Below are 22,548 nucleotides of genomic sequence, written 5' to 3' on the forward strand. Positions count from 1 at the left end.
CGACCATGAGCGAGATTGCAAGCAGCCGTAACCACTGGCTCGATCACCTGAAGCATGCTGGCGTCAGCTGGCTGGAAGGCCACGGCCAGGATCTGCTGTATATCAGCAAAATCCTGCTGGCGACCATGCTGGCGCTGGGCCTGTCGCTGCTATTCGACCTGTCCAAGCCCGGCACCGCGATGGTCACCGTCATCATCGTGCTGCAACCACGCAGCGGCCTGGTGCTGGCCAAGGGCTTTTATCGTTTCATCGGCACCTCGGTCGGCGTCATCATGTCGATCATCCTGGCCGCCTCGTTTACGCAGCAACCGATCTTGTTCCTGGTTGCCGGCGCCTGCTGGGTAGCCCTGTGCACCGCCGGCTCGACCATCTTCCGCAATTTTCAATCGTATGCCTTCGTACTGGCCGGCTATACCCTGGTGATCGTCGGCTTGCCGGCAGCACTGCAGCCGGATCAGGCTTTCGATATTGCCATGACGCGCCTGGCAGAAGTGATGCTGGGTCTGCTGTGCGCCGGCGTGGTCAGCGATGTGCTGTTTCCCAAACGCTTGTCAGACGTCCTGCTGCTGACAGTGCGCAAGCGTTTCGCCGATTTCAAAACCTTTATTGCACTGGATGACGCCGGCGCCAGTTCGCGGCCGGCGCGCGAGCGCATGGTGCTGCGCTTTGCCGGCGAAGTCATTGCGTTTGAAGCACTGCGCACCTCGTCGGTATTCGAAAGCGCCACCGGACATCTGCAAAACCTGCAGTTGCGCCAGTTGAACCACGCCTTCATGACCGCCTCCACCACTTTTCACTCGCTCGATCAATTGTTCGGCCGCCTGCAAAAGAATGGCAAACAAAGCACGCTCGATGCCTTGTTGATGGAATACCAAGCGATGGTGCGCGCCCTCTCCAGCCAGGATCGGACTCAGCTGGCCCAGGTCCGCAGCGGGCTGCCGCAACGCCTGGCTGCTTTGCAACGCGGCCTGGCGGCCAGCAGTATCGGCAAGGGGATTGATAGCGACGGCAGCCATTTGCTCGACTTCGATTCAGCCACCGAGCTGCTAGTCAGGTTTGCCGATGAATTGCAGATCTACGCAAGAATCCATGCAGTCGTGATCCATGCCGAAATGCACATGCCGGACGATCTCCAGTTGCCCGCCCGCTATGTGACGCGCACCGATCCGACTATGGTCGTGACCTCGGCGCTGCGGGCGGCGATCGGCTTTGGCATATCGTCGCTGTTCTGGATAGAATCCGGCTGGGTTTCCGGCACCGATGCAGTTGCCATGGCGACCGTCGTCAGTGCCCTGTTTGCCGCAGCGCCGTCGCCTACCCAGGTAGTGCGCCAATTCATGATCGGCGCTGTGCTAGGCGGATTTTTCGGCTTCCTGTCGGCCTATTATCTGCAATCGCGAGCCGAAAACTTCACCATGCTGTGCTTCTCGCTAATACCATTCATCACGATCGGCGCCTGGCTTACCACCACCAGGAAATACTCCGGCATCGGCACTGGCGTATTGCTGTTCTTCTTTTCCTACGCCAGCATCGGCAGCAGCTATGAGTTCGACATACTGACCCTGCTCAACGGCATGACCGGCGGCCTGCTCGGAGTTGCCATCGCCTCGGTCATGTATCAGATCATCGATCCATCCGACAGCCGCTGGATCAAGCGCCGCCTGGCGCGCGCTCTGCGCCGCCAGGTAGTGGAAGCCTGCAATCGCCCGCTACCCGGCTTGGCCGGCCGCTTTGAAAGCGGCACCCGCGATTTGCTGTCGCGTTTTGCGGTTACCCATTCGCTGGATGATCAGGACGACCGCGATATCATGACCTGGTTATTATCGGTACTGGAAATCGGCCGCGCCGTGATCCAGCTGCGCCAGGAAACCCTGCACGTCACAGATCCGCAAGCGCATGACAAAATCGCGCAAAGCGTGCGCAGCATCGCCCACCTGTTTGCCAGCCCTAGCCAACCCCGCTTGCGCGCCGCGCTGGACGCCGTGCTAGCCGCAGTTGCCGTGTGCGGCGAGCTGCACGCCGTGCTCGCCAATCTGCATCTGATGCGCGGCGCCATGCTGGAGCGCGTCACCGTGCTGACGCCCGCCGAAACTTCACCTATTACTTCCGAGAGCTGATCATGCCGCGTGAAATCGCACTATTCGATGCGCTCATTCCGACCTTGCTGTTGGTATTTATCGGCTGTCTGTTTCTACAGATGGCAATCGATTGGGTATTCACCCGCTTGGGCCTGTTTCGTTATGTCTGGCATCCCAGCCTGTTCCGGATCGCCCTGTTCTTTTGTATTTTCGGCGGCGCCGGGCTACTGCTGCACGCCGTCTGATTTTCTATAAATCCGTTATAAAAATTTGCCATAAAAAATTCGTTCTAAGGTCGACATGAAATCATCAAGCGTTTTAAAAACCCTGTTGCAAGTAGCGATCACGCTGATTGTGGTGCTGATCGCCTTCTTGCTGGCGCGCGCACTGTGGGAGCGCTACATGAATACCCCGTGGACCCGCGACGGCCGCGTGCGCGCCGACGTCATCAGCGTCGCCGCTGACGTCTCGGGTATCGTGGTCGCGGTGCCGGTAGCCGATAACAGCTACGTTCACAAAGGCGATCTGCTGATGAAGATCGACCCGGCGCGCTACGCGCTAGCGTTGGCGCAAGCCGAAGCGGTGGTTGCCGAACGCCGCATCGGCCTGAGCACCAAACAGCGCGATGCGGCGCGCCGCGCCAAACTGGATGGCGACGTGATTTCCAGCGAAAACCGCGAAAACTCCAGCGCCGATGCGTCCGCCGCCCAGGCCCAGTATCAAGCAGCACTGGTCGCGCGCGACAGCGCCAAGCTAAACCTGGATCGCACCGAAGTCAGGGCGACGGTAGACGGCTGGATCACCAACCTCAACGTCCACGCCGGCGACTTCGCTCAGGCCGGCAGCCCCAAGCTGGCGGTGCTTGATGCCAATTCATTCTGGGTGTACGGCTATTTCGAGGAAAACAAACTGCCCTTGATGAAAGTCGGCGATGCGGTCGACATGCGCTTGCTCGGCAGCGAGCAGATCATCAACGGCCATATCGACAGCATCTCGCGCGGCATTACCGATCGCGATAACGCACTTGGCAGCTACGGCCTGGCGAATGTGAATCCGAGTTTCAACTGGGTCCGGCTGGCGCAACGCGTGCCGGTGCGCATCCATATCGACAAAGTGCCGGATGGCGTAACGCTGGCGGCCGGCATGACTTGTACCGTGATTGTCAAACCGGGACAACGGCCGGCGGCAACGGCGCGCTAGTGATAACCACAAATCGGATGCAGCAAATGCACTCCGTAGTCCGTCAAATGGGGTCAGAGTAATTTTCGCAAACACCGCGAAAAGAAACTCTGACCCCATTTAACTACTGTCGGCCACTGCGCTATCCCAAGCGACGATATTTGACATAGAATCAACATCACCGATTGACGCAAGCCACTTGCAGCAGCTTCGCATACTTGCCAAAACAGAATAAAATCGGATGCTCACATCCATCGCCAGGGAGGCGCATGAGCGCTGCACCATCACAACATGCCGACCTGAACCCGCCGCCGGCCGCCAAACGGGCGTATCTGGCGGACCTGATTGCCGGCCTCTCGATTGCCGGACTGCTACTCCCTGAAGCGGTTGCCTATTCCAGCATCGCCAATCTACCGCCCCAAACCGGGGTAATTGCATTGTTTGCCGGCTTGCTCTGTTACGGCCTGTTTGGCAGCAGCCGCTTTGCGGTCGTCTCCGCCACCTCCTCCTCGGCAGCGGTGCTGGCGGCAGCCACGGCATCCATGGCAAACGGCGACAATGGCCTCAGAATGACGCTGGCGATCGGGCTGGTAATGCTTACCGGCTTGTTTTTCCTGCTGGCCGGATTGGCCCGCCTGGGCAATGTTACTGACTTCATCGCCAAACCGGTGTTGCGCGGCTTTGCCTTCGGCCTGGCGATTGTCATCATTCTCAAACAGTTTGCCGGCGTGGTCGGCGCCCATCCGGAACATAGCGACATGACCCGCTTCATCCCCGAAATGCTGGCGCAGATCGGACATTGGAACTGGATCAGCGTCGCCGTGATGGCGCTAGCGCTGGTTTTGCTGTATCTGTTTTCTTACCTGCGCCGGATACCGGGAGCACTGCTGGTGATCGTCATCGGCGTCGCGGCCGGCCAGTGGCTGGATTTAACCCGCTATGGCGTCGCCCTGGTGGGCAGCATCCACCTGCAACTGGCAACGCCAACGCTACCCTTGCTCTCGCGCGCCGATTGGCTGCGCCTGGGTGAACTGGGTTTTGCCATGGGCATGATCTTGTATGCCGAATCGTATGGCTCGATCCGCAGCTTCGCCATCAAGCATGGCGACCCGGTGGCGCCCAACCGCGACTTGCTGGCGCTGGGCGCCTCCAATTTGCTGTCCGGATTATTTCACGGCATGCCGGTCGGCGCCGGCTATTCGGCCACCTCTGCCAACGAAGCCGCCGGCGCCACTTCGCGGCTCTCGGGCTGGGTGGCGGCGCTGGTGATGCTGGCGATTGTCCTGACATTGTTGCCCGCCATCGCCCTGACGCCGCAGCCAATACTGGCTGCGATCGTGATCCATGCGGTCGGCCACACCCTCAATCCTGCCATCTTCCGCCCCTATTTCCAGTGGCGGCGCGATCGCCTGGTGGTGATCGCCTCAGTGATTGCGGTGCTGTTGCTGGGCGTACTGGACGGCTTGCTGGCGTCGATTGCGATCAGTCTGCTGCTGATGCTGCGGCAGTTCGCGCAATCGACCATTTCAGTGCTGGGGCGGCTAGGGCAAGGCCATGACTACGTCAACATCCGCACCCATCCGGAAGCACAGCCGGTATCGGGCGTCATGATCCTGCGCCCGAACGAGCCGCTGTTTTTTGCCAACGCCGAACGCATCCTGGGCCAGGCGCGGCAGAACATCATCGCCGCAGCACCGCCTGTACATACCGTGATTCTCAGTCTGGAAGAATCGCCGGACCTGGATAGCACCAGCCTGGAAGGTTTGCATGATTTTTTTAATTTCGTCAGTAGCCGTGGCTTGCGCCTGCTGCTGGCGCGCCTCAAAGATCCGGTATATGACATCATGAAAAATGCAGTTGCCCCCAGCTTCCCGCTGGCGTCCCTGAGCGCGCTGAGCGTAGCGGAAGCGGTGCATCTGGCACAGGCGCCGGCAAGCCAGCACGGCACAGACCAAACTATCGCAACCCGACCCGGAGAATAATCATGCGCGCATGCTGGAAAATATTGGCGACCGCACTCTGCGCCACATTGACGATCACCGCAGCGAATGGTGTAAATGCGGCAGAGATTGTCTTTTCTTCTCGAATCGATTTCACTGAAATCGATTTGACTATCAAAGATACCTACAATGCAAATCCGGATTCGATCACACTCGAAGTCACACTTAGCCAGGATGCCCAGCAGCGCATGACAGCGGCAAGCAGCGCGGCGCTGGAGCAGGATCTGACCTTGATCATCGATGGCAAGGCGGTGAGTACATCGCGTGTCAGGAATATCGTCGACACGCCTCAAATACGGATCATCATGTCGCGCCAGGCCGCCATGGAATTGCTACCGGCTTTGCTCGGCGTGAATCCCGTAGCAACCCCCGCAGCAAACCCGCAAACCGCACCGATTGCGGCGGCAGCGCCGGCTCCTGCACCGACACCTGCAGACATTCCGGTCCCCTTGCTTGCTGCTGTGCCATACGCGGTCGAGACTCCACAGGTGACGCCGCTGTTGCCCCCCGAGGCGAGCACGGAAGCTGCGGTGACGCCAGCACCTGCGATGCAAGAACCTGACCCGGCGCCGGCCGTGCCGCCGGATCTTACTGCGATGCTTGCAGATCCGCCGTCATCTGCACCGACGGCGGCGCCAGAACCCATCGTAGCGCCAGCTGAAGCGGCGATGCCGACACCGGCAGCGCCAGAACCCATCGTAGCGCCGGCTGAAGCGGCGATGCCGACACCGGCGGCGCCAGAACCCGTCGTAGCGCCGGCGGAAGCGGCGATGCCGACACCGGCAGCGCCAGAACCCATCGTAGCGCCGGCTGAAGCGGCAATGCCGACGTCTGCGGAAGTGACGACGCCAGCGCCGATAGCTGTGGCAGTGGCAGCACCGCCACCGCAGCCGGCACTGGCGATACCCGCCTGGGCGCTGGGCGCCTGGCTGCCGACCAGCGCCACGCCATCGCCTTATGCCGACATCAATGCCGGCGACCCGGTGGCGATATTTGCCAATGCGGTCGACGCCATCACCTGCAATAAAGCCAGGCTATCCATACTGGAAAGCAGCAATGCACGGGTACGGTTGCAACTCGCCCCGAATAGCCAGTGCGTAATCTCCGGAGTGCAAGTCGACCGGCTGCAGATTTCTCCCGCGTCAACTCCCGGAAAGATAGTGATTTCGCTGTATGCGGCAGAGGATGACATGAATGGCGCCCCATCCAAAGAAGGCGCATATCGCCGCAAGTAACTGCATGTAACCGCAAGTGAGCGAGGTGCCCCGTAATCTTGCAAGCGGCTTGTGGCGGCCGCAAACAGTACCCAGGAATTTCCGATACTATAGCCAATCCATTGACACCTTAAAAAACTGTCAATCGGGCGCAGGAAACTCAGCGAAGTTTTACCTGTCTCAGCTGTTATGCGACAGTAGTGTGAAATATCGCTGATATCGCAACATTGCTGGACTTCCGGCCAACTTATTTACGTCACTTATTTACGCCACTCATTTACGCCACTTATGCAACGCTACAAAACCCCAGCCATTGTGCTGCACTGGCTGGTCGCCATTCTCATTGTCGCAACCTTTATCCTGGGCCTGACCATGGTCGATATCCCGGGCCTGACGCCAACCAAACTCAAATATTTTTCATGGCATAAATGGCTCGGCGTGACCGTGCTGGGCCTGGCCTGCCTGCGTTTGTTATGGCGCAAAACACAGGGTGCGCCGCCTTATCCGGACAGCATGCAACTCTGGCAACAGCACGCCGCGCATGCCTTGCACATCCTCTTATACGTGCTGATCTTCGCAGTGCCGATCTCCGGTTATTTTTATAGCCTGGCCGCCGGCGTGCCGGTCACCTATCTCGGCATCTTCCCGTTGCCAGTGCTGATGGCGCCTAATCCGGATTTGAAACCGGTTTTAAAACTGGTCCATTACACACTCAATATGATCATGCTGGGCGCGGTCTCGCTGCATGTACTGGCGGCGCTCAAGCATCACTTCATCGATCGCGACGGTGTGTTAAAACGCATGCTGCCCTAAATACAGTCCCTTACGCTCCCCTGCACTCCGCTAATCAAAGGAATATCCATGACATCTACGCTATCCCTGTTACGCACTACCGCGCTCGGCCTGATCGCCCTCGGCGCCACCTGCTCGGCCATCGCAACTCCGCTGAAACCCGACCTGGCGAAGAGCAATGTCACCATCGTGTTCAAGCAAATGAATGTGCCGGTGGAAGCCAAGTTCAAGCAATTCACCGCGCAAATCGATTTCGACAGCGCCCAGCCGCAGGCGTCGAAAGCCAGCGTCGACATCGCCATTCCAAGCTTCGACCTGGGCGATCCTGAATACAATAAAGAAGTGCTGAAGAAAGAATGGTTCAACGCCCAGCAATTTGCCAAGGCCAGCTTTGTCGCCAGTTCAATCAAAGCCAGCGCCGGCGCACCGGCGGGCAGCAAATACGACGTTAGCGGCAAGCTGACCATCAAAGGCAAGACCACCGATGTAAGCTTCCCCTTGAGCGTCAAGAAAGAGGGCGGCGCCCAGGTCTTCGACGGCAGCTTGCCAATCAAACGCCTCACCTACAATATCGGCGAAGGCGAATGGAAGGACACCAGCATGGTGGCGGACGAAATCGTCATCAAATTCCATCTTGTAGCTAACTGATTCAACACAACGAACGCAATACTTTTCTCTCACCAAAAGGATAATCAACAATGAAACTGAAACTCATCATCGCCTCCTTGCTGGCAGCCAGCGCAGCCAGCGCCTTCGCTACGGCGGACACCTATACCATCGACCCGAACCACACTTACCCAAGCTTCACCGCGGATCACATGGGGATCTCTTTCTGGCGCGGGAAATTCGAAAAAACCACCGGCACAGTGACACTGGACCGCGCCGCCAAGACCGGCTCCGTCGACATCCGTATCGACCCAAGCACGATCGACTTCGGCCATGCCAAGATGAACGAACATGCATCCGGCCCGGACATGTTCGATGTCAAAAAATATCCTGACGTTACCTACAAAGGCAACTCGGTCAAATTCGACGGCGACAAGCTGGTAGAGGTCGATGGCGAATTGACTCTGCATGGCGTCACCAAACCGGTCAAGCTGACCATCAATTCTTTCAAATGCATCCAGCATCCGATGCTGAAACGCGAAGTCTGCGGCGCCGATGCAACTGCTGAATTCAACCGCAGCGACTTCGGCATCAACTACGGCGTGCCGAAATTTGCGCCGGAAGTAAAACTGGCGATCCAGGTCGAAGCTATCAAGAGTAACTAATCCCGTTGCAGCCGTTGGCTGCAAAAAAAGAGCCGGCCGGTCAATTACCAATGACCGGCCGGCTTTTTTATATCGTCACACTCGTTTGGAATAAGCTGTTCATCGTCCTGTAATACAGGCCCGATAAAATCCTGGCTTCGCTTTCCACTTCGCGGAGCACGCCATGTCGTCCAGCAATCCCCTCACCTCCAAACGCCGCAATTTCTTATGCAAGGTCACTGCCGGCGCGGGCGTACTCCTCACCGGCGCACCGCTGCATAGCGTCATTGCGCAAACCGCCGCACCGGCGCCGGCCCTGATTACTTCCGACAAGCTGCGGCCGCAACTGCCCAGCGGCGTGATGAGCGGCGATATTACGCGCGACAAGGCGATTATCTGGAGCCGCGCCGACCGCCCCTCGCGCATGATGGTGGAATACGCCAACAACGAGAATTTCCAGAATGCGCACACAGTGCAGGGACCGCTAGCGCTGTCCAGCAGTGACTTCTCGGCCCGGGTGGATCTCAGCGGCCTGCCCAGCGGACAAACCATTTTTTACCGCGTGCGTTTTCAGGACATTCAAAACCCATCGGTCTACAGTGAACCGCTGAACGGCAGCCTGTTGATTCCGGGCGGCGCCGAACGCGACATCACTTTCGCCTTTTCCGGCGACGAAGCTGGCCAGGGCTGGGGCATCAACGAGGCATGGGGCGGCTATCGCATCTATGAAACGATGCACCGCTTCAAACCAGATTTTTTTATCCATTCCGGCGACCAGATATACGCCGACAATCCGATCCAGAAAGAAGTCAGGCTTGACGACGGCACGCTATGGCAAAATCTGGTGACGCCGGCCAAATCCAAGGTGGCGGAAACGCTGGACGACTATCGCGGCAATTTCGCCTATAACCTGCTCGACATCAACAAACGCCGCTTTGCGGCAGAAGTGCCGTTCCTGGTGCAATGGGACGATCACGAGGTGCGCAACAACTGGTATCCGGGCCAGAAAATCGGCGTTGCCGAAAGCCGTTACCAGCAGCGTGACCTGTCGACCCTGGCCGCTAATGCAAAACGCGCGATGTTCGAATACAACCCGTACCGGATCGAAGCCAGCGATCCAGAGCGGGTCTACCGCATGTTCAATTACGGCCCGCTACTGGAAGTGTTCATGCTCGACGAACGCAGCTATCGCGGCGCCAACTCGCCGAATCGCCAAAGCGCCCTGACCCACGATGCCGCCTTTCTTGGCGCGGCGCAATTGCGCTGGATCAAACAGGCTTTGCTGCGCTCGCGTTCGACCTGGAAAGTGATCGCCAGCGACATGCCGATCTCGATCGTGGTGCCGGATCTCAACCCGGATGTGCCGCAAGGCACTTTCGAAGCCTGGGCCAACGGCGACAACGGCAAGCCGCTCGGGCGCGAACTGGAAGTGGCCGATCTGCTCAAGTTCATCAAGCAGCACAACATCAAGAACGTGGTGTGGGTCACCGCTGACGTGCACTACGCTTCAGCCACCTACTATGCGCCGGAGAAAGCCAGTTTCACCGACTTCAAGCCGTTCTGGGAATTCGTCGGCGGCCCGCTGCATGCCGGCACTTTCGGTCCGGGCGAAATCGACCGCACCTTTGGCCCCGACGTACGCTACGTCAGCATCCCCAGCGACATGAAGCAAAACCGGCCGCCCAGCGAGTTGCTGCAATTCTTCGGCGTCGGCAAAATCGACGCCAGGAGCAAGGTAATGACGGTTTCCCTGCACAATATCGATGGCAAGGCATTGTTCAAGGTCGACCTGCATCCCGAAGTTTAGGCAGAGCCCCCCAGGTTGGCTGGGCACCAATAGGGTTTACCCGACTTGCCCGGCCCCCGGTGAAGCGCTACCATACGGCTGACTTTGCCATATCGGTAAAGCGTTATTAACCACTAACGTTCGCCCATGTTCCGCCTGCCCCGCTCATTGCGTCAGCTTGCCGTCTGCCTGGCCATGTTTGCAGCGTTGCTGCCAAGCGTGGCGCAGTTGCTGCCGGCCGGCCATGGACAGCCGCTGGAGTTGGGGCTGAGCCAACTATGCAGCACTGCCGGCCACAGCCACATCAAGGCGCCGGCTTCCAGCAACCCCGCAGCGCCGGACCAAGACCATCAAGGCCATTGCCTGCTGTGTTTCATCCATGCCGCAGATATCGGCCTGCCACCCAGCTGGGGGCAATGGCTGGCCCCAGCCAGCGCCGGCGTCGACCTGGCGCCAGCCGCATTCACTCTGTATGCCAGCGTAACCTGGCTCAAGCCGCAATCGCGCGGCCCGCCGGTCATTTCTTGATTTTGTCTGTCAGCGCCGACTCCCCACCCAGGGAGTCTGTCCTTACGCCTTACAACTTAACCAAGGAATATCATGGCTACGCCATCACCGCGCCGCATCCGGCCCGCGGGCTTATCTGCGAATCTATCCGCGAATCTATCTGCAACCGTGCCGCTTGCCGCCCTTTCCGCAGTGCTCCTCGCACTCTTTCCTCACGCTGCGCTGGCTTGCGCCAGTTGCGGCTGCTCCCTCAGTTCTGATTGGGACAATCTAGGCATCGGCAGCTCCTCCGGGCTGAGGATGGATATCCGCTACGATTACCTGAATCAGAACCAGCTCCGCAGCGGCCGCAGTGCGATTTCTCCCGCTGCCGCGAGCCAGATTTCCAACAATGGCAATCCGCAGGAAGTCGAGAAATTTACCCGCAACAATTACCTGACGCTGGGTCTCGATTACAGCTTCAATCCGGACTGGGGCGTCAATCTGCAACTGCCTTACATCATGCGCAGCCATAGCACGCTGGGAACTGCATCCGATGGCGTTACTCCAGGCGACGGCGGCGGTCAGTATGACTCCAGAACGTCCAACATCGGCGACGTCAAAGTCATCGGCCGCTATCAAGGCTTCACGCCGGAGCATAATCTCGGCATCCAGTTTGGCCTGAAACTACCGACCGGCAGCCATACCGAAACCGGAACCTCGGCCGATCCGACCGCTCCCGGACCGGTCCCGATTGATCGCGGCTTGCAACCCGGCACCGGCACCACCGACGCCATCCTGGGCGTCTACTACATGGATACGCTGAATAAGGACTGGGATTATTTCGCGCAAGGCCAGGTGCAAAAGGCGCTCAATTCAAGCGATCATTATCGTCCTGGCGACGGCGCCAACCTGAACCTGGGCCTGCGCTATATGGGCAACGCCAGTTTCACGCCGCAAATCCAGCTCAACCTGCGGCGCGTGCTGCACGATGTCGGCGCCAATGCGGACACCGTCAGTACCGGCGGCACCCTGGTCTATCTCAGCCCGGGAGTGACAGTGCCAATCAATGAGCAGGTCTCGCTCTACGGCTTTGTGCAATTACCCGTCTACCAAAAGGTCAACGGTGTGCAACTGGCGCCACGCTACACGGCGACGCTGGGGGCGCGCTACTCGTTCTAGCCTGCGTGAAGCGGCCGGCGCTCAGTCGCCGGCCTGCACTAATGCTCCTGAAATAATTACTCTCCAAGCAACAGAAAACAGGCGCCAGGCAAGAATAATATTTCCTTTAATACATCAAACAACGCCTCAAAACCCCTCCATTAGAGATATCCGGTAGAAATATCACAATTGTTTTCAATTGTATCGATAGTTGTGTCAGCCATATCCAAGCTGACCGCGTTGATTACCTACCTCGGTCATATTGCCAGGTGCGGCGCACACGGATTGCTTAGTCGTGCTGCAGGTAGACAAATTGAAGTAGACACATTAATACGGCGCGTGCGCCAGCTCGACGGCCACCAGAGCATCACTTACACCATGGAGAAAAAAATGAAAGCAATGTTTATTTCAGCAGCAGTTGCAGCAGCCTTACTGACTTCCGCCGCCAGCTTTGCCCAGGCACCGGCAGCGGCGCCAGCCGGCAGCACCGGCCTGTGCAAAGACGGCAGCTACTCTTCCAACGCTACCAAGAAAGGCGCTTGCGCCGGTCATAAGGGCGTAAAAGAATGGTATGCCGCCGCCGCACCGGCAGCTGCAGCACCAGCAGCCGCAGCTCCGGCGGCAACCCCGGCGGCTCCTGCTAAGGCAGCAACTCCTGCAGCAATGGCACCGGCAACCCCAGCCAAACCGGCAGTTGCAGCAGCCGCTCCTGCAGCGGGCGGCGGTCCAGGCCAAGTCTGGGTTAACTCCAGCAGCAAGGTATACCACTGCCAAGGCAGCAAATACTATGGCAAAACCAAGGCTGGTTCGTACATGACAGAAGCAGCCGCCAAGGCGGCAGGCAATCACGCCGATCACGGCAAAGCTTGCAGCTGATAAGCAATCACAACAGGGCCTAGGCCCTGTTGTCGTTTGTGGCCAGCCACCATCAACAGCCGGCAGCGCGGCGATCGATAAAATCGTCTCTCGGTTTATCTATCTTTTACAATTGGACGACTATTTTTGATGCTGTTTACGCTACTCTTGCCGGGTAGTTCCAAAGATGGTCAACTTTGAAAGGAAATCTCATGGGCTTTATCGCTTGGTTGATAGTTGGCGCGATTGCAGGATGGCTGGCAGGCGTTCTGGTTAAGGGCGGCGGCTTCGGTGTATTGGTCGATATCATCGTTGGTATCGTCGGCGCCTTCATCGGCGGCTGGCTGGCTGGCGTCCTTGGCATTCATGTCGGTGGCGGCTGGATTGCATCGATTGTGACAGCCACCGTCGGCGCCGTGATCTTGCTGTTCATTCTGCGGCTTATCAAACGCGCCTGAGTTGCAGCTAAGTTGCATTAGTACCAGAGGTATTTAAAAACCCGCGTAAATGCGGGTTTTTCTTTTTCCGGGCGCTGAAGCCAGTCTCGGTTTGATCAAAACGAATAATTCACGCTGGTGAATCCGCTGTAGTTGGTCTTGGCGAAAACCAGCGGGCTGTTAGCTGCTTTTTGCATATAATGCGTGGCGCCGAGCATGGTGGACAGCGACCAGGCCTGGTTGAAACTGTGGGTCCATACGATCGAGGCGTTTGCCGCATTCAAGCCCGACTCGGCCGTGTATTTTGCGTAGCCTGAGTTACGGCTCTGGAGCGCGCTGACACCGAAGAAAGTCTGATTGTATTTGGCGTCGCCGAAGTAAACGGCGCCACTCACGCTGACCTTGTCGTTTGCCAGCGACAGCACGGTGCTGCTCAATTCCGCATGGTAGTTCAGGCCGCGTTCGCGGTTGCTGAGCGGCTGCGAGACGCCGACCGAGAAAGTGCCGATGCGGCCCAGCTTGACGCCGGCGTCGAGATTGGCCAGCACCGAACCTTTGATTTCGCCCATCCCTTTCAGCTTCGCCGAGCCGGGTTGCAAACCGTCGTCGGAATCCTTGCGGCCGGCGTCGTAGCCGATGGCGGCACTGGCAAAAAACATCTCGTTGATATCGTAGCGGTAACCGGCGCCCTGCATGCTATCGACGAAAAAGCCGGATGGCGTGACGAGCTTGAATACCGGTACCGGCACCGGGCGATATTCGTCGCTGCCGGCGTAACGCGCGGTGACGCCGGCGCCGAGCCCTACGGTAATCTGGCTGCCCTGCAACCAGGTTCTGGACTGGGCTGGTGCGACCTGTTGCGCTGCTGCCATGCGCGATGCAAGAACGCCATACACAGCGACGGCGATAATTACCTTGATCTGGTGTTTCAAATTTTTCTCCGATTAATAAAGGAAGCTAAGACACAGAGCATTCTCGGCAGTCCGTGGCCAGATGTCTGTGAGACATCGGTAGTAAAAATGTGTGAGTCCGTATCAAATATGTGTTTGTTTGTAATCGCCTCATCTAGGGCGTGTACGAAACGCTATGATGAAAAAAAAGGGGAAAAATGGCATGAAGAAGGTTTTGCTGATCGAAGACGACGCCCGCCTGGCCGAACTGATATCGGAATACTTGTGTCGCTACGATTTCCAGGTGGCCCTGGTGTTACGCGGCGATCTGGCGCTGGAAGCGATTGCGCGGGAACAGCCGGACGTGGTGGTGCTGGACCTGATGCTGCCGGGCATGGACGGCATGGATATTTGCCGCGCCATCCGCAAGACCTCATCGCTGCCGGTCTTGATGCTGACTGCGCGCGCCGATATTTTCGATCAGGTAGCCGGCCTGGAAATCGGCGCCGACGATTACATGCTGAAACCGGTGGAACCGAGATTGTTGCTGGCGCGCTTGCGTGTGATCTTGCGTTGGATGGATCTGCGCGACCGGCCTGCGCGTGGCGCCCTGCTGCAATACGGCGAACTGGAAATCGATTTGTCGGCGCGCCAGGTTTGCTGGAAAGGCCAGGAAGTCGATCTCAAGAGCGCCGACTACAATCTGTTCGTGATCCTGGTCCAGGCCGCAGGCAAGGTGCTCAGCCGCGACGAACTGTTGAAGCGCTGGCGCGGGATCGGTTTCGACGGCCTGGATCGCACGGTTGACGTCAGCATTTCACGCCTGCGCAAACGCTTCGACGACGATGCCCAGGAACCGCGCAAGATCAAGACGGTATGGGGCCGCGGTTACCTGTTCAGCCCGATCGCCTGGGAAGAATAATGCTAAGAATCCTGATACGCCTGTATTTGATCGTCGCCATCCTGTTGCTTATCTCGATTGTCTTTGTGCAAAGGAGTTTCCCGTATATTTTTTCGACAGGCTTCATGAGCCAGACACATCGTGCGTATACCAATGAAGCGGTGCTGCTACGCGAATACCTCGGCCCGATCCAAGACAGCGCGCAGCAAGCCAGACTGGACCGGATGGAGCGTATGAATCCGCAACGCTACCGCCGTTTGTCCGCCAATGAGAAGCTAGCCTTGTCACCATCGATCATGCAGGAACTGGCGCGCTATCGGATAGCGTGGACCGGCAGCGGCGACAACTACTACTCCAACGCCTATATCACCTTGGACGACGGCAGTGTGCTTGAAATTCGTCCGTACACTTTCGACGCGATGCAAATCACTGCCTACATCGTCATTTTCAGTGTCATGCTCGGCGCAATAATTGCGTGGCTGACACCGCATTGGCGAGATCTGGAAACGCTGCGCATCGCCGCCGCGCGCTTTGGCGGAGGTGCGCTGGATGCGCGCGCCAAACTGTCGGCCAATTCCTCGATCAAGCAACTGTGCGCCCACTTCAATAATATGGCCGATCGCATCGGCTCCCTGATCACGGCGCAACGCGACATGGTCAACGCCGCCTCGCACGAATTGCGCACGCCGCTGGCAAGGCTGGAATTCGGCCTGGCCAATTTAATGGACACCACCGATGACAGCAACACCCACAAACGCATACACGCAATGCGCAAGGACGTGGAGGAACTGGATATCCTGGTCGGCGAACTGCTGACGCTGAGCATGCTGGAACAGTCGTCGCGCGCCGAGTCCAAGGAAAAAATCGTGCTGGAAGATTTCTTGCGTTCCACCGCTGGCGTCAGCAATGAAGAACTGGCCTTACGCCGCAGCACACTGATCTGGTCGTTCGACGCCGGGCTGCAAGAAGTCGTGATCGAACCGCGCAGCCTGGCACGCGCCTTTTCCAATCTGGTGCGCAATGCATTGCGGTATACCCGCAGTACCATCAGGGTGCGCGTCGAAGCCGACATCGATTCCTGGAATCTGATTGTGGAAGATGACGGCGTCGGTATTCCAGAGCAAGAACGAGAGCGGATTTTTGAACCGTTTTACCGGCTCGACCGCAGCCGCGACCGCGCTACAGGCGGTTATGGACTGGGGCTGACAATCGTCAAGAAAATCGCCGATCGCCTGGATGGCACGGTCCATGTCGGGCACTCCGATCTGGGCGGTGCGAAGTTTGTATTGAATTTCCCTTTATAGCCAATGCCCAGGCAATCTCGCCAGCGAATTTGCGCATACTAGTGCGCAGCACGCATATCAAGCACAGGATTACCGTAATATTCCTTTGTATATAGCGAATAGCAAGCTTAGGCACTATTCTGCTCTTAGCCTCTGTCATGACAACGATGTCTCGCGATGTCTCAATATGACGGAGCGCCTGCAGCGGAAACATTGAAGCAAACACACCCTACCGTTAGCCCCTATGGGGAATTTGCAGCATGCCTCATAGGCGCGCTATAAATTTACTTGGAGAATTGATGTCATATGTGCCTATTTCTATAGTAACCAACCCGCAACAAACCCCGTTTCACCCGACTCCTCCCCGCGACAGCACCTTCCACCCGGAAGACTGGAAAATCCTTAGCAAATTCTGGTATCCCATCGCGTTTTCTTCCGACCTGACCGATAAGCCTATCGCTGCACGCCTGCTGGACGAACGCCTGGTCGCCTATCGCGCCGAGGGCCGCGTTGTCGTCGCCAAGGACATGTGCGCGCATCGCGGCGTGCCCTTGAGCCTGGGCTGGGTGGAAGGAGAAAATATCGTCTGTCCGTATCACGGGCTACGCTACGGGCCGGATGGAAAATGCCGCCATATTCCATCGCAGCCGGATGGACACATTTCCGACCGCCTCAAAATCTGCATGTATCCAGCGCAGGAACGCTACGGCTTGATCTGGACCTCGCTGGGCGGCGGGCATGAGCCCTTCCCGGAATTCCCGACCTGGGACAATCCCGATTTCCAACAGATCCTGCCGCCGTCGATCGACATCGCCGCTTCCGCCGGCAGGCAAGTCGAAGGCTTCATCGACGTCGCGCATTTTGCCTGGATACACGAAGCCACCTTCGCCGATCGCAACAATCCCTTTGTGCCGCAATACGCCGCCGAGCGCACCGCCAGGGGCATGCACGCCGAATACATCAGCAATGTCAGCAATTTCCCCAAACGCATGCAGCATCGGGCGCCAGCCGACTATCAATGGCGCCGCGTATTCAACATCGAACTGCCCTTTACTGCCAGTCTGACGGTTGACTTCCCCGAGGGCGGAGTGCTGTCGATCTTGAATGCCGCAAGCCCGGTTTCCGCACGCTCGACGCGCCTGTTCGTTCCGATCACGCGCAATTTCGACAAAGACCAGCCTTTGCAGGAAGTCTATGACTTCAACCGGCAGATTTTTGAAGAAGACCGGGCAATTGTGGAAACCCAGCGTCCGGACGATCTGCCGCTGGACAAGGGGATCGAGGCGCACATCCTTGCCGACCGCTCTTCCGGCGCCTATCGCCGCTCAATGAGTTTGCTTGGGCTGGGCGCGGCTTATTCAGCGTGATGCGCATCAGCGTTATCTAAGGCGCCGTCACTTCCTTCCCTTCTCTGAGGGAAGGAGGATAGCGTCCTCCTGGATGCGCAGAATGTGCAAACCTACCTCAACCGCATGACCACGGATGATCCGCCACGCTAAGAATAACTTAGGAATAACGAGAGACAGAAGAGAACAATATGCGCAAATGGGAATGTGTAGTTTGTGGCTTTCGCTACGACGAAGCGAACGGCATGCCGGAGCACGGCATCGCACCGGGTACATCTTGGGAAGACGTGCCTGACGCCTGGTTTTGTCCTGACTGCGGCGTCGGCAAAGCCGAATTCGAGATGCTGCTGGTCGCGGCATGAATGGACGCCGGACACCGAGCACCGTACATCATCAACATAAAAAGGTTTTTATCATGGCACCCATTATTATTGTCGGCAGCGGGCTGGCGGGTTACACCGTGGCGCGCGAATTACGCAAGTTGAATCGGGAAGTACCGCTCACCATCATCAGCCGGGATTGCGGCAGCTTTTATTCAAAACCGATGCTATCGAATGCCTTTCAACAAGGCAAGAACGCGGCTAGCCTGGTCAACTTTACAGCGGACCAGATGGCCGCCCAACTCAATGCCGAGATTCTGAGCGAGACCGAAGTCGAAGAAATTTCATCCCATACGCATACCATCACGGTGGCAGGAAAACGCTTGCCCTACTCTTCGCTGGTATTGGCATTGGGCGCCGATCAGCGTCAAACCAATTTGAGCGGCGATGGCGCAGCGGACGTATTGACCGTTAACGACCTGGCCGACTACGCCCGTTTCCGGCAGGCGCTGGCTGGCTGCCGCCGCGTCGCCATACTTGGCGCCGGATTAATCGGCTGCGAATTCGCCAACGATCTGGCGGCGCAGTTTGATGTAACTTTGGTCGATCCTGCTGCATGGCCGCTGAGCCGTTTAGTGCCTGAGCCGGCAGGACAAGCAATGGCGGCGGCATTAGGCAAAGCCGGCGTGACCTTGCATCTCGGGGAGACGCCGCAATCGATAGAGCGCCGCGGTAATGCTTACTGCATACACATGGGGAGCGGCGCAACACTGGAGGCCGATCGTGTAGTTGCCGCCATCGGCTTGACGCCAAGAGTTGCGTTAGCGCGCAAATCCGGCTTGTTCGTTGAACGCGGAATAGTCACCAATGCATGGCTGCACACCAGCGCCAGCGACGTCTACGCGCTCGGCGATTGCGCAGAGGTGGATGGACTGGTACTGCCCTACGTGATGCCGATCATGCAGGCCGCCCGGGCGCTAGCGAAAACACTGAATGGCGAATCGACGCGCGTGGTGTATCCAGCCATGCCGGTGGTGGTGAAGACCCCAGTCATGCCAACCGTAGTGGTGTCGCCGCTGGATGCAAATGGCCGCTGGGAAAGCGCCAAGGCATTTGAGGATGAGGCCAACCCCAACAGCGTCTGGTCGGTTTTTCGCAACGATCAAAACGAGATGTGCGGCTTTGCGTTGATGGGGGATTACGTCAAAGAGAAAAACACGCTATTGAGTACGATGGCGCCGTGGCTGGCTTGATGCCTGCGGATTAAAAATGCCGTTGAAATGTAGTTGTATGCCGCATGATTCATGAAGATGGTTATCGATCAGTGAATTCATTTCGCTGACGCCACGTATAAGCGACAGCAGTCATACGACGCTGCTCCATTCTCAATGACAAAATTGTCACTCATTTGTCATGCATTCGCCCTCCATCCTGGCCTACTCTGATTTCCTAGAGTTTGCCAGGGCAATTGCCGGCTCCGAGCAGCCAGTGTCGCGCGTCACTCGTCGCAGAATTGCAGCCGAAGAATATTTTTGTAATGCCTTGGTGAAATCGACGACTAACTCGTTGTAGTCCAGAAAAAGCAGCTGACACGATGTTAATTGCATTGATAACGGAGAAAAAATGATCTTGTTTTTGCTGGTGTTCCTTGGCGGAGTACTGACCATTCTCAGTCCCTGCATCTTGCCGGTTTTACCTTTCGTGTTTACCCGCGCAGAGCAACCATTTATGAGGTCCGGACTGCCGATGCTGGTCGGCATGGCCGCAACCTTTGCGGGCATCGCGTCACTGGCGGCGGTAGGCGGCGCCTGGGCCGTGCATATCAATCAATATGGCCGCGTGCTGGCGCTCATCATGCTCGCGGCATTTGCCTTGACGCTGTTATCCAAGCGCCTGGCCGATATCGTCGCGAAACCATTCGTCTCGCTGGGAAATCGCCTGGTGCAAGGCGCATCGGATAGTCAGGGCGGTTCCGGCGCGGTGCGGGCGTTCCTGCTGGGCATCGCCACCGGCCTGTTATGGGCGCCGTGCGCCGGGCCTATCCTGGGGCTGGTGCTTACCGGCGCGGCAATTTCTGGTCCGAACACGCACACCTCGCTATTGTTGTTTGCCTATGCGGCCGGGGCGGCAACATCGCTTGGCGCCGCATTGCTGATTGGCGGCCGCGTATTCACGCTGATGAAAAAATCCCTGGGTGCGGGCGAATGGATCCGGCGCGGCCTGGGTATGGCCATTCTGTTTGCTGTGGTCGCCATTACAGCCGGCTGGGACACCGATGTGCTGACGCGCTTGTCGCTCAACAGCAGCAATCGTCTGGAACAATCCCTGATTGAACGGATTAAACCTGCGCCTGCCGATGAGATTCCCATCGCAATGAGCAGCGCAGGGGTGCATCGAGATCCGAGCGTTGAAGGCCGGCTCCCATCATTGGCTGGCGCGACGGCGTGGATCAACTCCGCGCCGCTGACGCCGGAGGCATTGCGCGGGAAAGTCGTCCTGGTCGATTTTTGGACTTACTCTTGCATCAATTGCCTGCGTTCCCTTCCTTACATCAAAGCCTGGAGCGAGAAATACAAAGACTATGGCCTGGTCGTGCTAGGCATTCACGCCCCTGAATTCGCCTTTGAAAAAGACCTGAAGAATGTGCAGCGCGCGGTCAATGAAATGAAAATCGGCTATCCCGTCGCGCTGGATAACAACTTCAGCATTTGGCAATCCTTCAATAACCAGTATTGGCCGGCACATTACTTTATCGACGCGCAAGGCCAGATCCGAGGCCATCATTTTGGCGAAGGCAACTATGACGAATCGGAAATGCTGATCCGCCAGCTTCTGACTGATGCCGGCGCAAAAAATCTTCCTGCTTCGGGGGCATCGATCAATGCCAGCGGTGTGCAAGCCGCAGCCGACAACCAGCATATGCAGTCGCCGGAGACCTACCTGGGTTATGAGCGTGCGGACAACTTCGCCGCAGCGCCGGCGCTTCAGTCCGATCGGGTGGCCGAGTATCGGCTGTCCAGGTCCTTGACGCTCAATCAGTGGGGGCTGGATGGCAAGTGGCAAGTCGACAAGGAGAAAGCCATGTTGAGCGGTGGGACGGGCAAGATCTCTTTTCGCTTTTATGCACGTGATCTGCATTTGGTGATTGGCCCCGGCGCTGATGCAAAGCCTGTGCGATTTCGCGTCACGCTTGACGGCCAGCCGCCAATGCAATCGCACGGTGCTGACATCAGTGACAAAGGCGATGGCATCGTCCGCGAACAGCGGCTCTATCAGTTGATCAGGCAAACAGCCAAGGTTGGCGAGCACACCTTTTCGATCGAATTTCTCGACGGCGGTGCTCAGGCGTTCGCATTCACTTTTGGATAGGAGGCGATATGGATATCCAGGATAACAAGACAAAGGCCGGCGCAACCGTAGCGAATGCTCAGCGCCGTATGCTGATGAAAATGGGCTTGAGCATTGTCGCGGCCCACAGCTTGCCGGGGCGAGCCGCAGCGGCGTCGCTGGCAGGTGCAAAACCGAACACTGAAGTGACCATCGATCTGTTTTCTCCCGCAGGAAAACTCGACAAGACGATCCGTGTCGCCAAACTGATAAAGCCGGACGCGGACTGGCGCGCACAACTCTCTGAGATCTCCTATCTGGTTACGCGTAAAGCGGGAACGGAGCGACCGTTTACGGGCAAAGACTGGGATAACCACAAGGATGGTTTGTATCGTTGCATCTGCTGCGATACCGCGCTGTTCGATTCCAAAACCAAGTTCGAATCGGGTACTGGCTGGCCGAGTTTCTGGCAACCGATTTCAGCGACTAACGTGGCTGGCGAAACCGACCGTAGTTTTGGCATGCAGCGTACGGCGGTATCTTGCCGTCTGTGCGACGCCCATCTGGGTCACGTATTTGACGATGGTCCCAAGCCGACTGGCTTGCGCTATTGCATGAACTCGGCAGCTATGCGATTTGCTGCCCGAGCATAGAACTGATGCCTCCTTAGGTTACGACTGTATCTCTCGACTCATCGCGACTCAATTACTCTTGCCACCAGGAAGCTGTGGAGCCTGCTATTGTGGATGCAAGCAGGTGGCTGCTTTCACGCGAACATACTTTGAAAATGCGGCATGACTATGGATAAATTGAATATGGATAATTCAGAGCACACACAAGTTCTATTGTTTTCATATGGAACGCTGCAAAATAAAGCTGTCCAGTTATCAAATTTTGGACGTGAGTTGATTGGCCGTCCAGACTCCATACTGGGTTACACAGAGTCGCTCGTTGCTATAGATGATCCGGAAGTAATTGCAACGAGTGGCCAGACGCACCATCCAATTGTTCAGCCTAGTCTGAACCCGGACGACGAAGTTTCTGGCACCGTCTTTGAGATTACGAGTCAAGAATTGGCCGCTGCGGATGAATATGAGGTTTCAGACTACAAACGTGTTTTCGCGCAATTAAAGTCTGGCTCGCAGGCGTGGGTGTATGTACGCGCGTAATCAATTGGCTAGTGGCTAGACATACCGTGATCCGCGGCTAATGGACCGCAATTAATTCAGCATGGACTATAACC

22 protein-coding genes are annotated in these 22,548 nt (G+C 57.4%); 21 read left to right on the plus strand and 1 reads right to left on the minus strand.

Annotated elements, in window-relative coordinates:
- Window positions 1–5: 5 nt before the first annotated feature.
- The 13 genes from VNZ60_RS15690 (at window position 6) to VNZ60_RS15750 (ending at window position 13,259) form a co-directional block, all read left to right on the plus strand.
- On the plus strand, window positions 6–2,117 hold the full coding sequence (locus VNZ60_RS15690) for an FUSC family protein (RefSeq protein ID WP_325660689.1): 2,112 nt from the start codon (window positions 6–8) through the stop codon (window positions 2,115–2,117).
- A gap of 2 nt (window positions 2,118–2,119) precedes the next feature.
- Entirely contained in the window at window positions 2,120–2,323 is a 204-nt protein-coding gene (locus VNZ60_RS15695; RefSeq protein WP_325660691.1) for a DUF1656 domain-containing protein, read from the plus strand.
- A 55-nt stretch (window positions 2,324–2,378) separates the two neighbouring features.
- Window positions 2,379–3,278, plus strand: coding sequence for an efflux RND transporter periplasmic adaptor subunit (locus VNZ60_RS15700; protein ID WP_325660693.1), 900 nt, complete (start codon window positions 2,379–2,381; stop codon window positions 3,276–3,278).
- Between the two features lie 248 nt (window positions 3,279–3,526).
- Window positions 3,527–5,239, plus strand: a complete 1,713-nt coding sequence (locus tag VNZ60_RS15705) for a SulP family inorganic anion transporter (protein ID WP_325660694.1) — start codon at window positions 3,527–3,529, stop codon at window positions 5,237–5,239.
- A gap of 2 nt (window positions 5,240–5,241) precedes the next feature.
- Window positions 5,242–6,492 (plus strand): hypothetical protein, encoded by a 1,251-nt coding sequence (locus VNZ60_RS15710; RefSeq protein ID WP_325660695.1) that lies wholly within the window; start codon window positions 5,242–5,244, stop codon window positions 6,490–6,492.
- Window positions 6,493–6,759: 267 nt separating this feature from the next.
- Window positions 6,760–7,284 (plus strand): cytochrome b, encoded by a 525-nt coding sequence (locus tag VNZ60_RS15715; protein WP_325660696.1) that lies wholly within the window; start codon window positions 6,760–6,762, stop codon window positions 7,282–7,284.
- A gap of 48 nt (window positions 7,285–7,332) precedes the next feature.
- Window positions 7,333–7,911 carry a YceI family protein gene (locus tag VNZ60_RS15720; RefSeq protein ID WP_325660698.1) on the plus strand — a complete coding sequence of 193 codons (579 nt, stop codon included), beginning with the start codon at window positions 7,333–7,335 and terminating at the stop codon, window positions 7,909–7,911.
- Window positions 7,912–7,961: 50 nt separating this feature from the next.
- Window positions 7,962–8,534: a YceI family protein gene (locus VNZ60_RS15725; RefSeq protein WP_325660700.1), complete on the plus strand. Its 573-nt coding sequence runs from the start codon at window positions 7,962–7,964 to the stop codon at window positions 8,532–8,534.
- 163 nt (window positions 8,535–8,697) lie between these two features.
- Entirely contained in the window at window positions 8,698–10,320 is a 1,623-nt protein-coding gene (locus VNZ60_RS15730) for an alkaline phosphatase D family protein (protein WP_325660702.1), read from the plus strand.
- A gap of 126 nt (window positions 10,321–10,446) precedes the next feature.
- Window positions 10,447–10,827 carry a DUF2946 domain-containing protein gene (locus VNZ60_RS15735; protein ID WP_325660704.1) on the plus strand — a complete coding sequence of 127 codons (381 nt, stop codon included), beginning with the start codon at window positions 10,447–10,449 and terminating at the stop codon, window positions 10,825–10,827.
- Window positions 10,828–10,899: 72 nt separating this feature from the next.
- On the plus strand, window positions 10,900–11,967 hold the full coding sequence (locus VNZ60_RS15740) for a TonB-dependent receptor (RefSeq protein WP_325660706.1): 1,068 nt from the start codon (window positions 10,900–10,902) through the stop codon (window positions 11,965–11,967).
- Between the two features lie 369 nt (window positions 11,968–12,336).
- Window positions 12,337–12,822, plus strand: coding sequence for a DUF3761 domain-containing protein (locus tag VNZ60_RS15745; protein ID WP_325660708.1), 486 nt, complete (start codon window positions 12,337–12,339; stop codon window positions 12,820–12,822).
- Window positions 12,823–13,013: 191 nt separating this feature from the next.
- The gene (locus VNZ60_RS15750) at window positions 13,014–13,259 is read left to right on the plus strand and encodes a GlsB/YeaQ/YmgE family stress response membrane protein (protein WP_325660709.1); all 246 of its coding nucleotides are present in this window, start codon (window positions 13,014–13,016) and stop codon (window positions 13,257–13,259) included.
- A gap of 95 nt (window positions 13,260–13,354) precedes the next feature.
- On the opposite strand, the gene VNZ60_RS15755 is transcribed toward VNZ60_RS15750, so the two are convergent.
- Complete coding sequence (locus VNZ60_RS15755; protein WP_325660710.1) at window positions 13,355–14,170, minus strand: MipA/OmpV family protein; 816 nt, start codon at window positions 14,168–14,170, stop codon at window positions 13,355–13,357.
- Between the two features lie 154 nt (window positions 14,171–14,324).
- Here VNZ60_RS15755 and VNZ60_RS15760 point away from each other — a divergent pair, with 154 nt between their 5' ends.
- The 8 genes from VNZ60_RS15760 to VNZ60_RS15795 all read left to right on the plus strand — a co-directional run bounded on the left by VNZ60_RS15760 (window position 14,325) and on the right by VNZ60_RS15795 (window position 22,474).
- Entirely contained in the window at window positions 14,325–15,050 is a 726-nt protein-coding gene (locus tag VNZ60_RS15760; RefSeq protein ID WP_325660712.1) for a response regulator, read from the plus strand.
- Window positions 15,050–16,333, plus strand: coding sequence for an ATP-binding protein (locus VNZ60_RS15765; RefSeq protein WP_325660714.1), 1,284 nt, complete (start codon window positions 15,050–15,052; stop codon window positions 16,331–16,333). The genes VNZ60_RS15760 and VNZ60_RS15765 overlap by 1 nt, the downstream gene beginning before the upstream one ends.
- A gap of 278 nt (window positions 16,334–16,611) precedes the next feature.
- Complete coding sequence (locus VNZ60_RS15770) at window positions 16,612–17,679, plus strand: aromatic ring-hydroxylating dioxygenase subunit alpha (RefSeq protein WP_325660716.1); 1,068 nt, start codon at window positions 16,612–16,614, stop codon at window positions 17,677–17,679.
- Window positions 17,680–17,849: 170 nt separating this feature from the next.
- A complete protein-coding gene (locus VNZ60_RS15775; protein WP_325660718.1) occupies window positions 17,850–18,020 on the plus strand; it encodes a rubredoxin in 171 nt (56 codons plus the stop codon).
- Between the two features lie 53 nt (window positions 18,021–18,073).
- Window positions 18,074–19,231 carry an FAD-dependent oxidoreductase gene (locus tag VNZ60_RS15780; protein WP_325660720.1) on the plus strand — a complete coding sequence of 386 codons (1,158 nt, stop codon included), beginning with the start codon at window positions 18,074–18,076 and terminating at the stop codon, window positions 19,229–19,231.
- A gap of 370 nt (window positions 19,232–19,601) precedes the next feature.
- A complete protein-coding gene (locus VNZ60_RS15785) occupies window positions 19,602–21,347 on the plus strand; it encodes a cytochrome c biogenesis protein DipZ (RefSeq protein WP_325660721.1) in 1,746 nt (581 codons plus the stop codon).
- Between the two features lie 209 nt (window positions 21,348–21,556).
- Window positions 21,557–21,958 (plus strand): peptide-methionine (R)-S-oxide reductase MsrB, encoded by a 402-nt coding sequence (gene msrB / locus VNZ60_RS15790; RefSeq protein WP_325660856.1) that lies wholly within the window; start codon window positions 21,557–21,559, stop codon window positions 21,956–21,958.
- 141 nt (window positions 21,959–22,099) lie between these two features.
- On the plus strand, window positions 22,100–22,474 hold the full coding sequence (locus VNZ60_RS15795; protein WP_325660723.1) for a gamma-glutamylcyclotransferase family protein: 375 nt from the start codon (window positions 22,100–22,102) through the stop codon (window positions 22,472–22,474).
- Window positions 22,475–22,548: the final 74 nt, after the last annotated feature.

This window comes from Collimonas sp. (assembly GCF_035566375.1).
GTDB lineage: Bacteria > Pseudomonadota > Gammaproteobacteria > Burkholderiales > Burkholderiaceae_D > Collimonas.

Excerpts from the sequence above, each read along its gene's own strand:
- VNZ60_RS15690 (WP_325660689.1), top strand. The coding sequence starts at position 6 with ATGAGCGAGATTGCAAGCAGCCGTAACCACTGGCTCGATCACCTGAAG.
- VNZ60_RS15695 (WP_325660691.1), top strand. The coding sequence starts at position 2,120 with ATGCCGCGTGAAATCGCACTATTCGATGCGCTCATTCCGACCTTGCTG.
- VNZ60_RS15700 (WP_325660693.1), top strand. The coding sequence starts at position 2,379 with ATGAAATCATCAAGCGTTTTAAAAACCCTGTTGCAAGTAGCGATCACG.
- VNZ60_RS15705 (WP_325660694.1), top strand. The coding sequence starts at position 3,527 with ATGAGCGCTGCACCATCACAACATGCCGACCTGAACCCGCCGCCGGCC.
- VNZ60_RS15710 (WP_325660695.1), top strand. The coding sequence starts at position 5,242 with ATGCGCGCATGCTGGAAAATATTGGCGACCGCACTCTGCGCCACATTG.
- VNZ60_RS15715 (WP_325660696.1), top strand. The coding sequence starts at position 6,760 with ATGCAACGCTACAAAACCCCAGCCATTGTGCTGCACTGGCTGGTCGCC.
- VNZ60_RS15720 (WP_325660698.1), top strand. The coding sequence starts at position 7,333 with ATGACATCTACGCTATCCCTGTTACGCACTACCGCGCTCGGCCTGATC.
- VNZ60_RS15725 (WP_325660700.1), top strand. The coding sequence starts at position 7,962 with ATGAAACTGAAACTCATCATCGCCTCCTTGCTGGCAGCCAGCGCAGCC.
- VNZ60_RS15730 (WP_325660702.1), top strand. The coding sequence starts at position 8,698 with ATGTCGTCCAGCAATCCCCTCACCTCCAAACGCCGCAATTTCTTATGC.
- VNZ60_RS15735 (WP_325660704.1), top strand. The coding sequence starts at position 10,447 with ATGTTCCGCCTGCCCCGCTCATTGCGTCAGCTTGCCGTCTGCCTGGCC.
- VNZ60_RS15740 (WP_325660706.1), top strand. The coding sequence starts at position 10,900 with ATGGCTACGCCATCACCGCGCCGCATCCGGCCCGCGGGCTTATCTGCG.
- VNZ60_RS15745 (WP_325660708.1), top strand. The coding sequence starts at position 12,337 with ATGAAAGCAATGTTTATTTCAGCAGCAGTTGCAGCAGCCTTACTGACT.
- VNZ60_RS15750 (WP_325660709.1), top strand. The coding sequence starts at position 13,014 with ATGGGCTTTATCGCTTGGTTGATAGTTGGCGCGATTGCAGGATGGCTG.
- VNZ60_RS15760 (WP_325660712.1), top strand. The coding sequence starts at position 14,325 with ATGATGAAAAAAAAGGGGAAAAATGGCATGAAGAAGGTTTTGCTGATC.
- VNZ60_RS15765 (WP_325660714.1), top strand. The coding sequence starts at position 15,050 with ATGCTAAGAATCCTGATACGCCTGTATTTGATCGTCGCCATCCTGTTG.
- VNZ60_RS15770 (WP_325660716.1), top strand. The coding sequence starts at position 16,612 with ATGTCATATGTGCCTATTTCTATAGTAACCAACCCGCAACAAACCCCG.
- VNZ60_RS15775 (WP_325660718.1), top strand. The coding sequence starts at position 17,850 with ATGCGCAAATGGGAATGTGTAGTTTGTGGCTTTCGCTACGACGAAGCG.
- VNZ60_RS15780 (WP_325660720.1), top strand. The coding sequence starts at position 18,074 with ATGGCACCCATTATTATTGTCGGCAGCGGGCTGGCGGGTTACACCGTG.
- VNZ60_RS15785 (WP_325660721.1), top strand. The coding sequence starts at position 19,602 with ATGATCTTGTTTTTGCTGGTGTTCCTTGGCGGAGTACTGACCATTCTC.
- VNZ60_RS15795 (WP_325660723.1), top strand. The coding sequence starts at position 22,100 with ATGACTATGGATAAATTGAATATGGATAATTCAGAGCACACACAAGTT.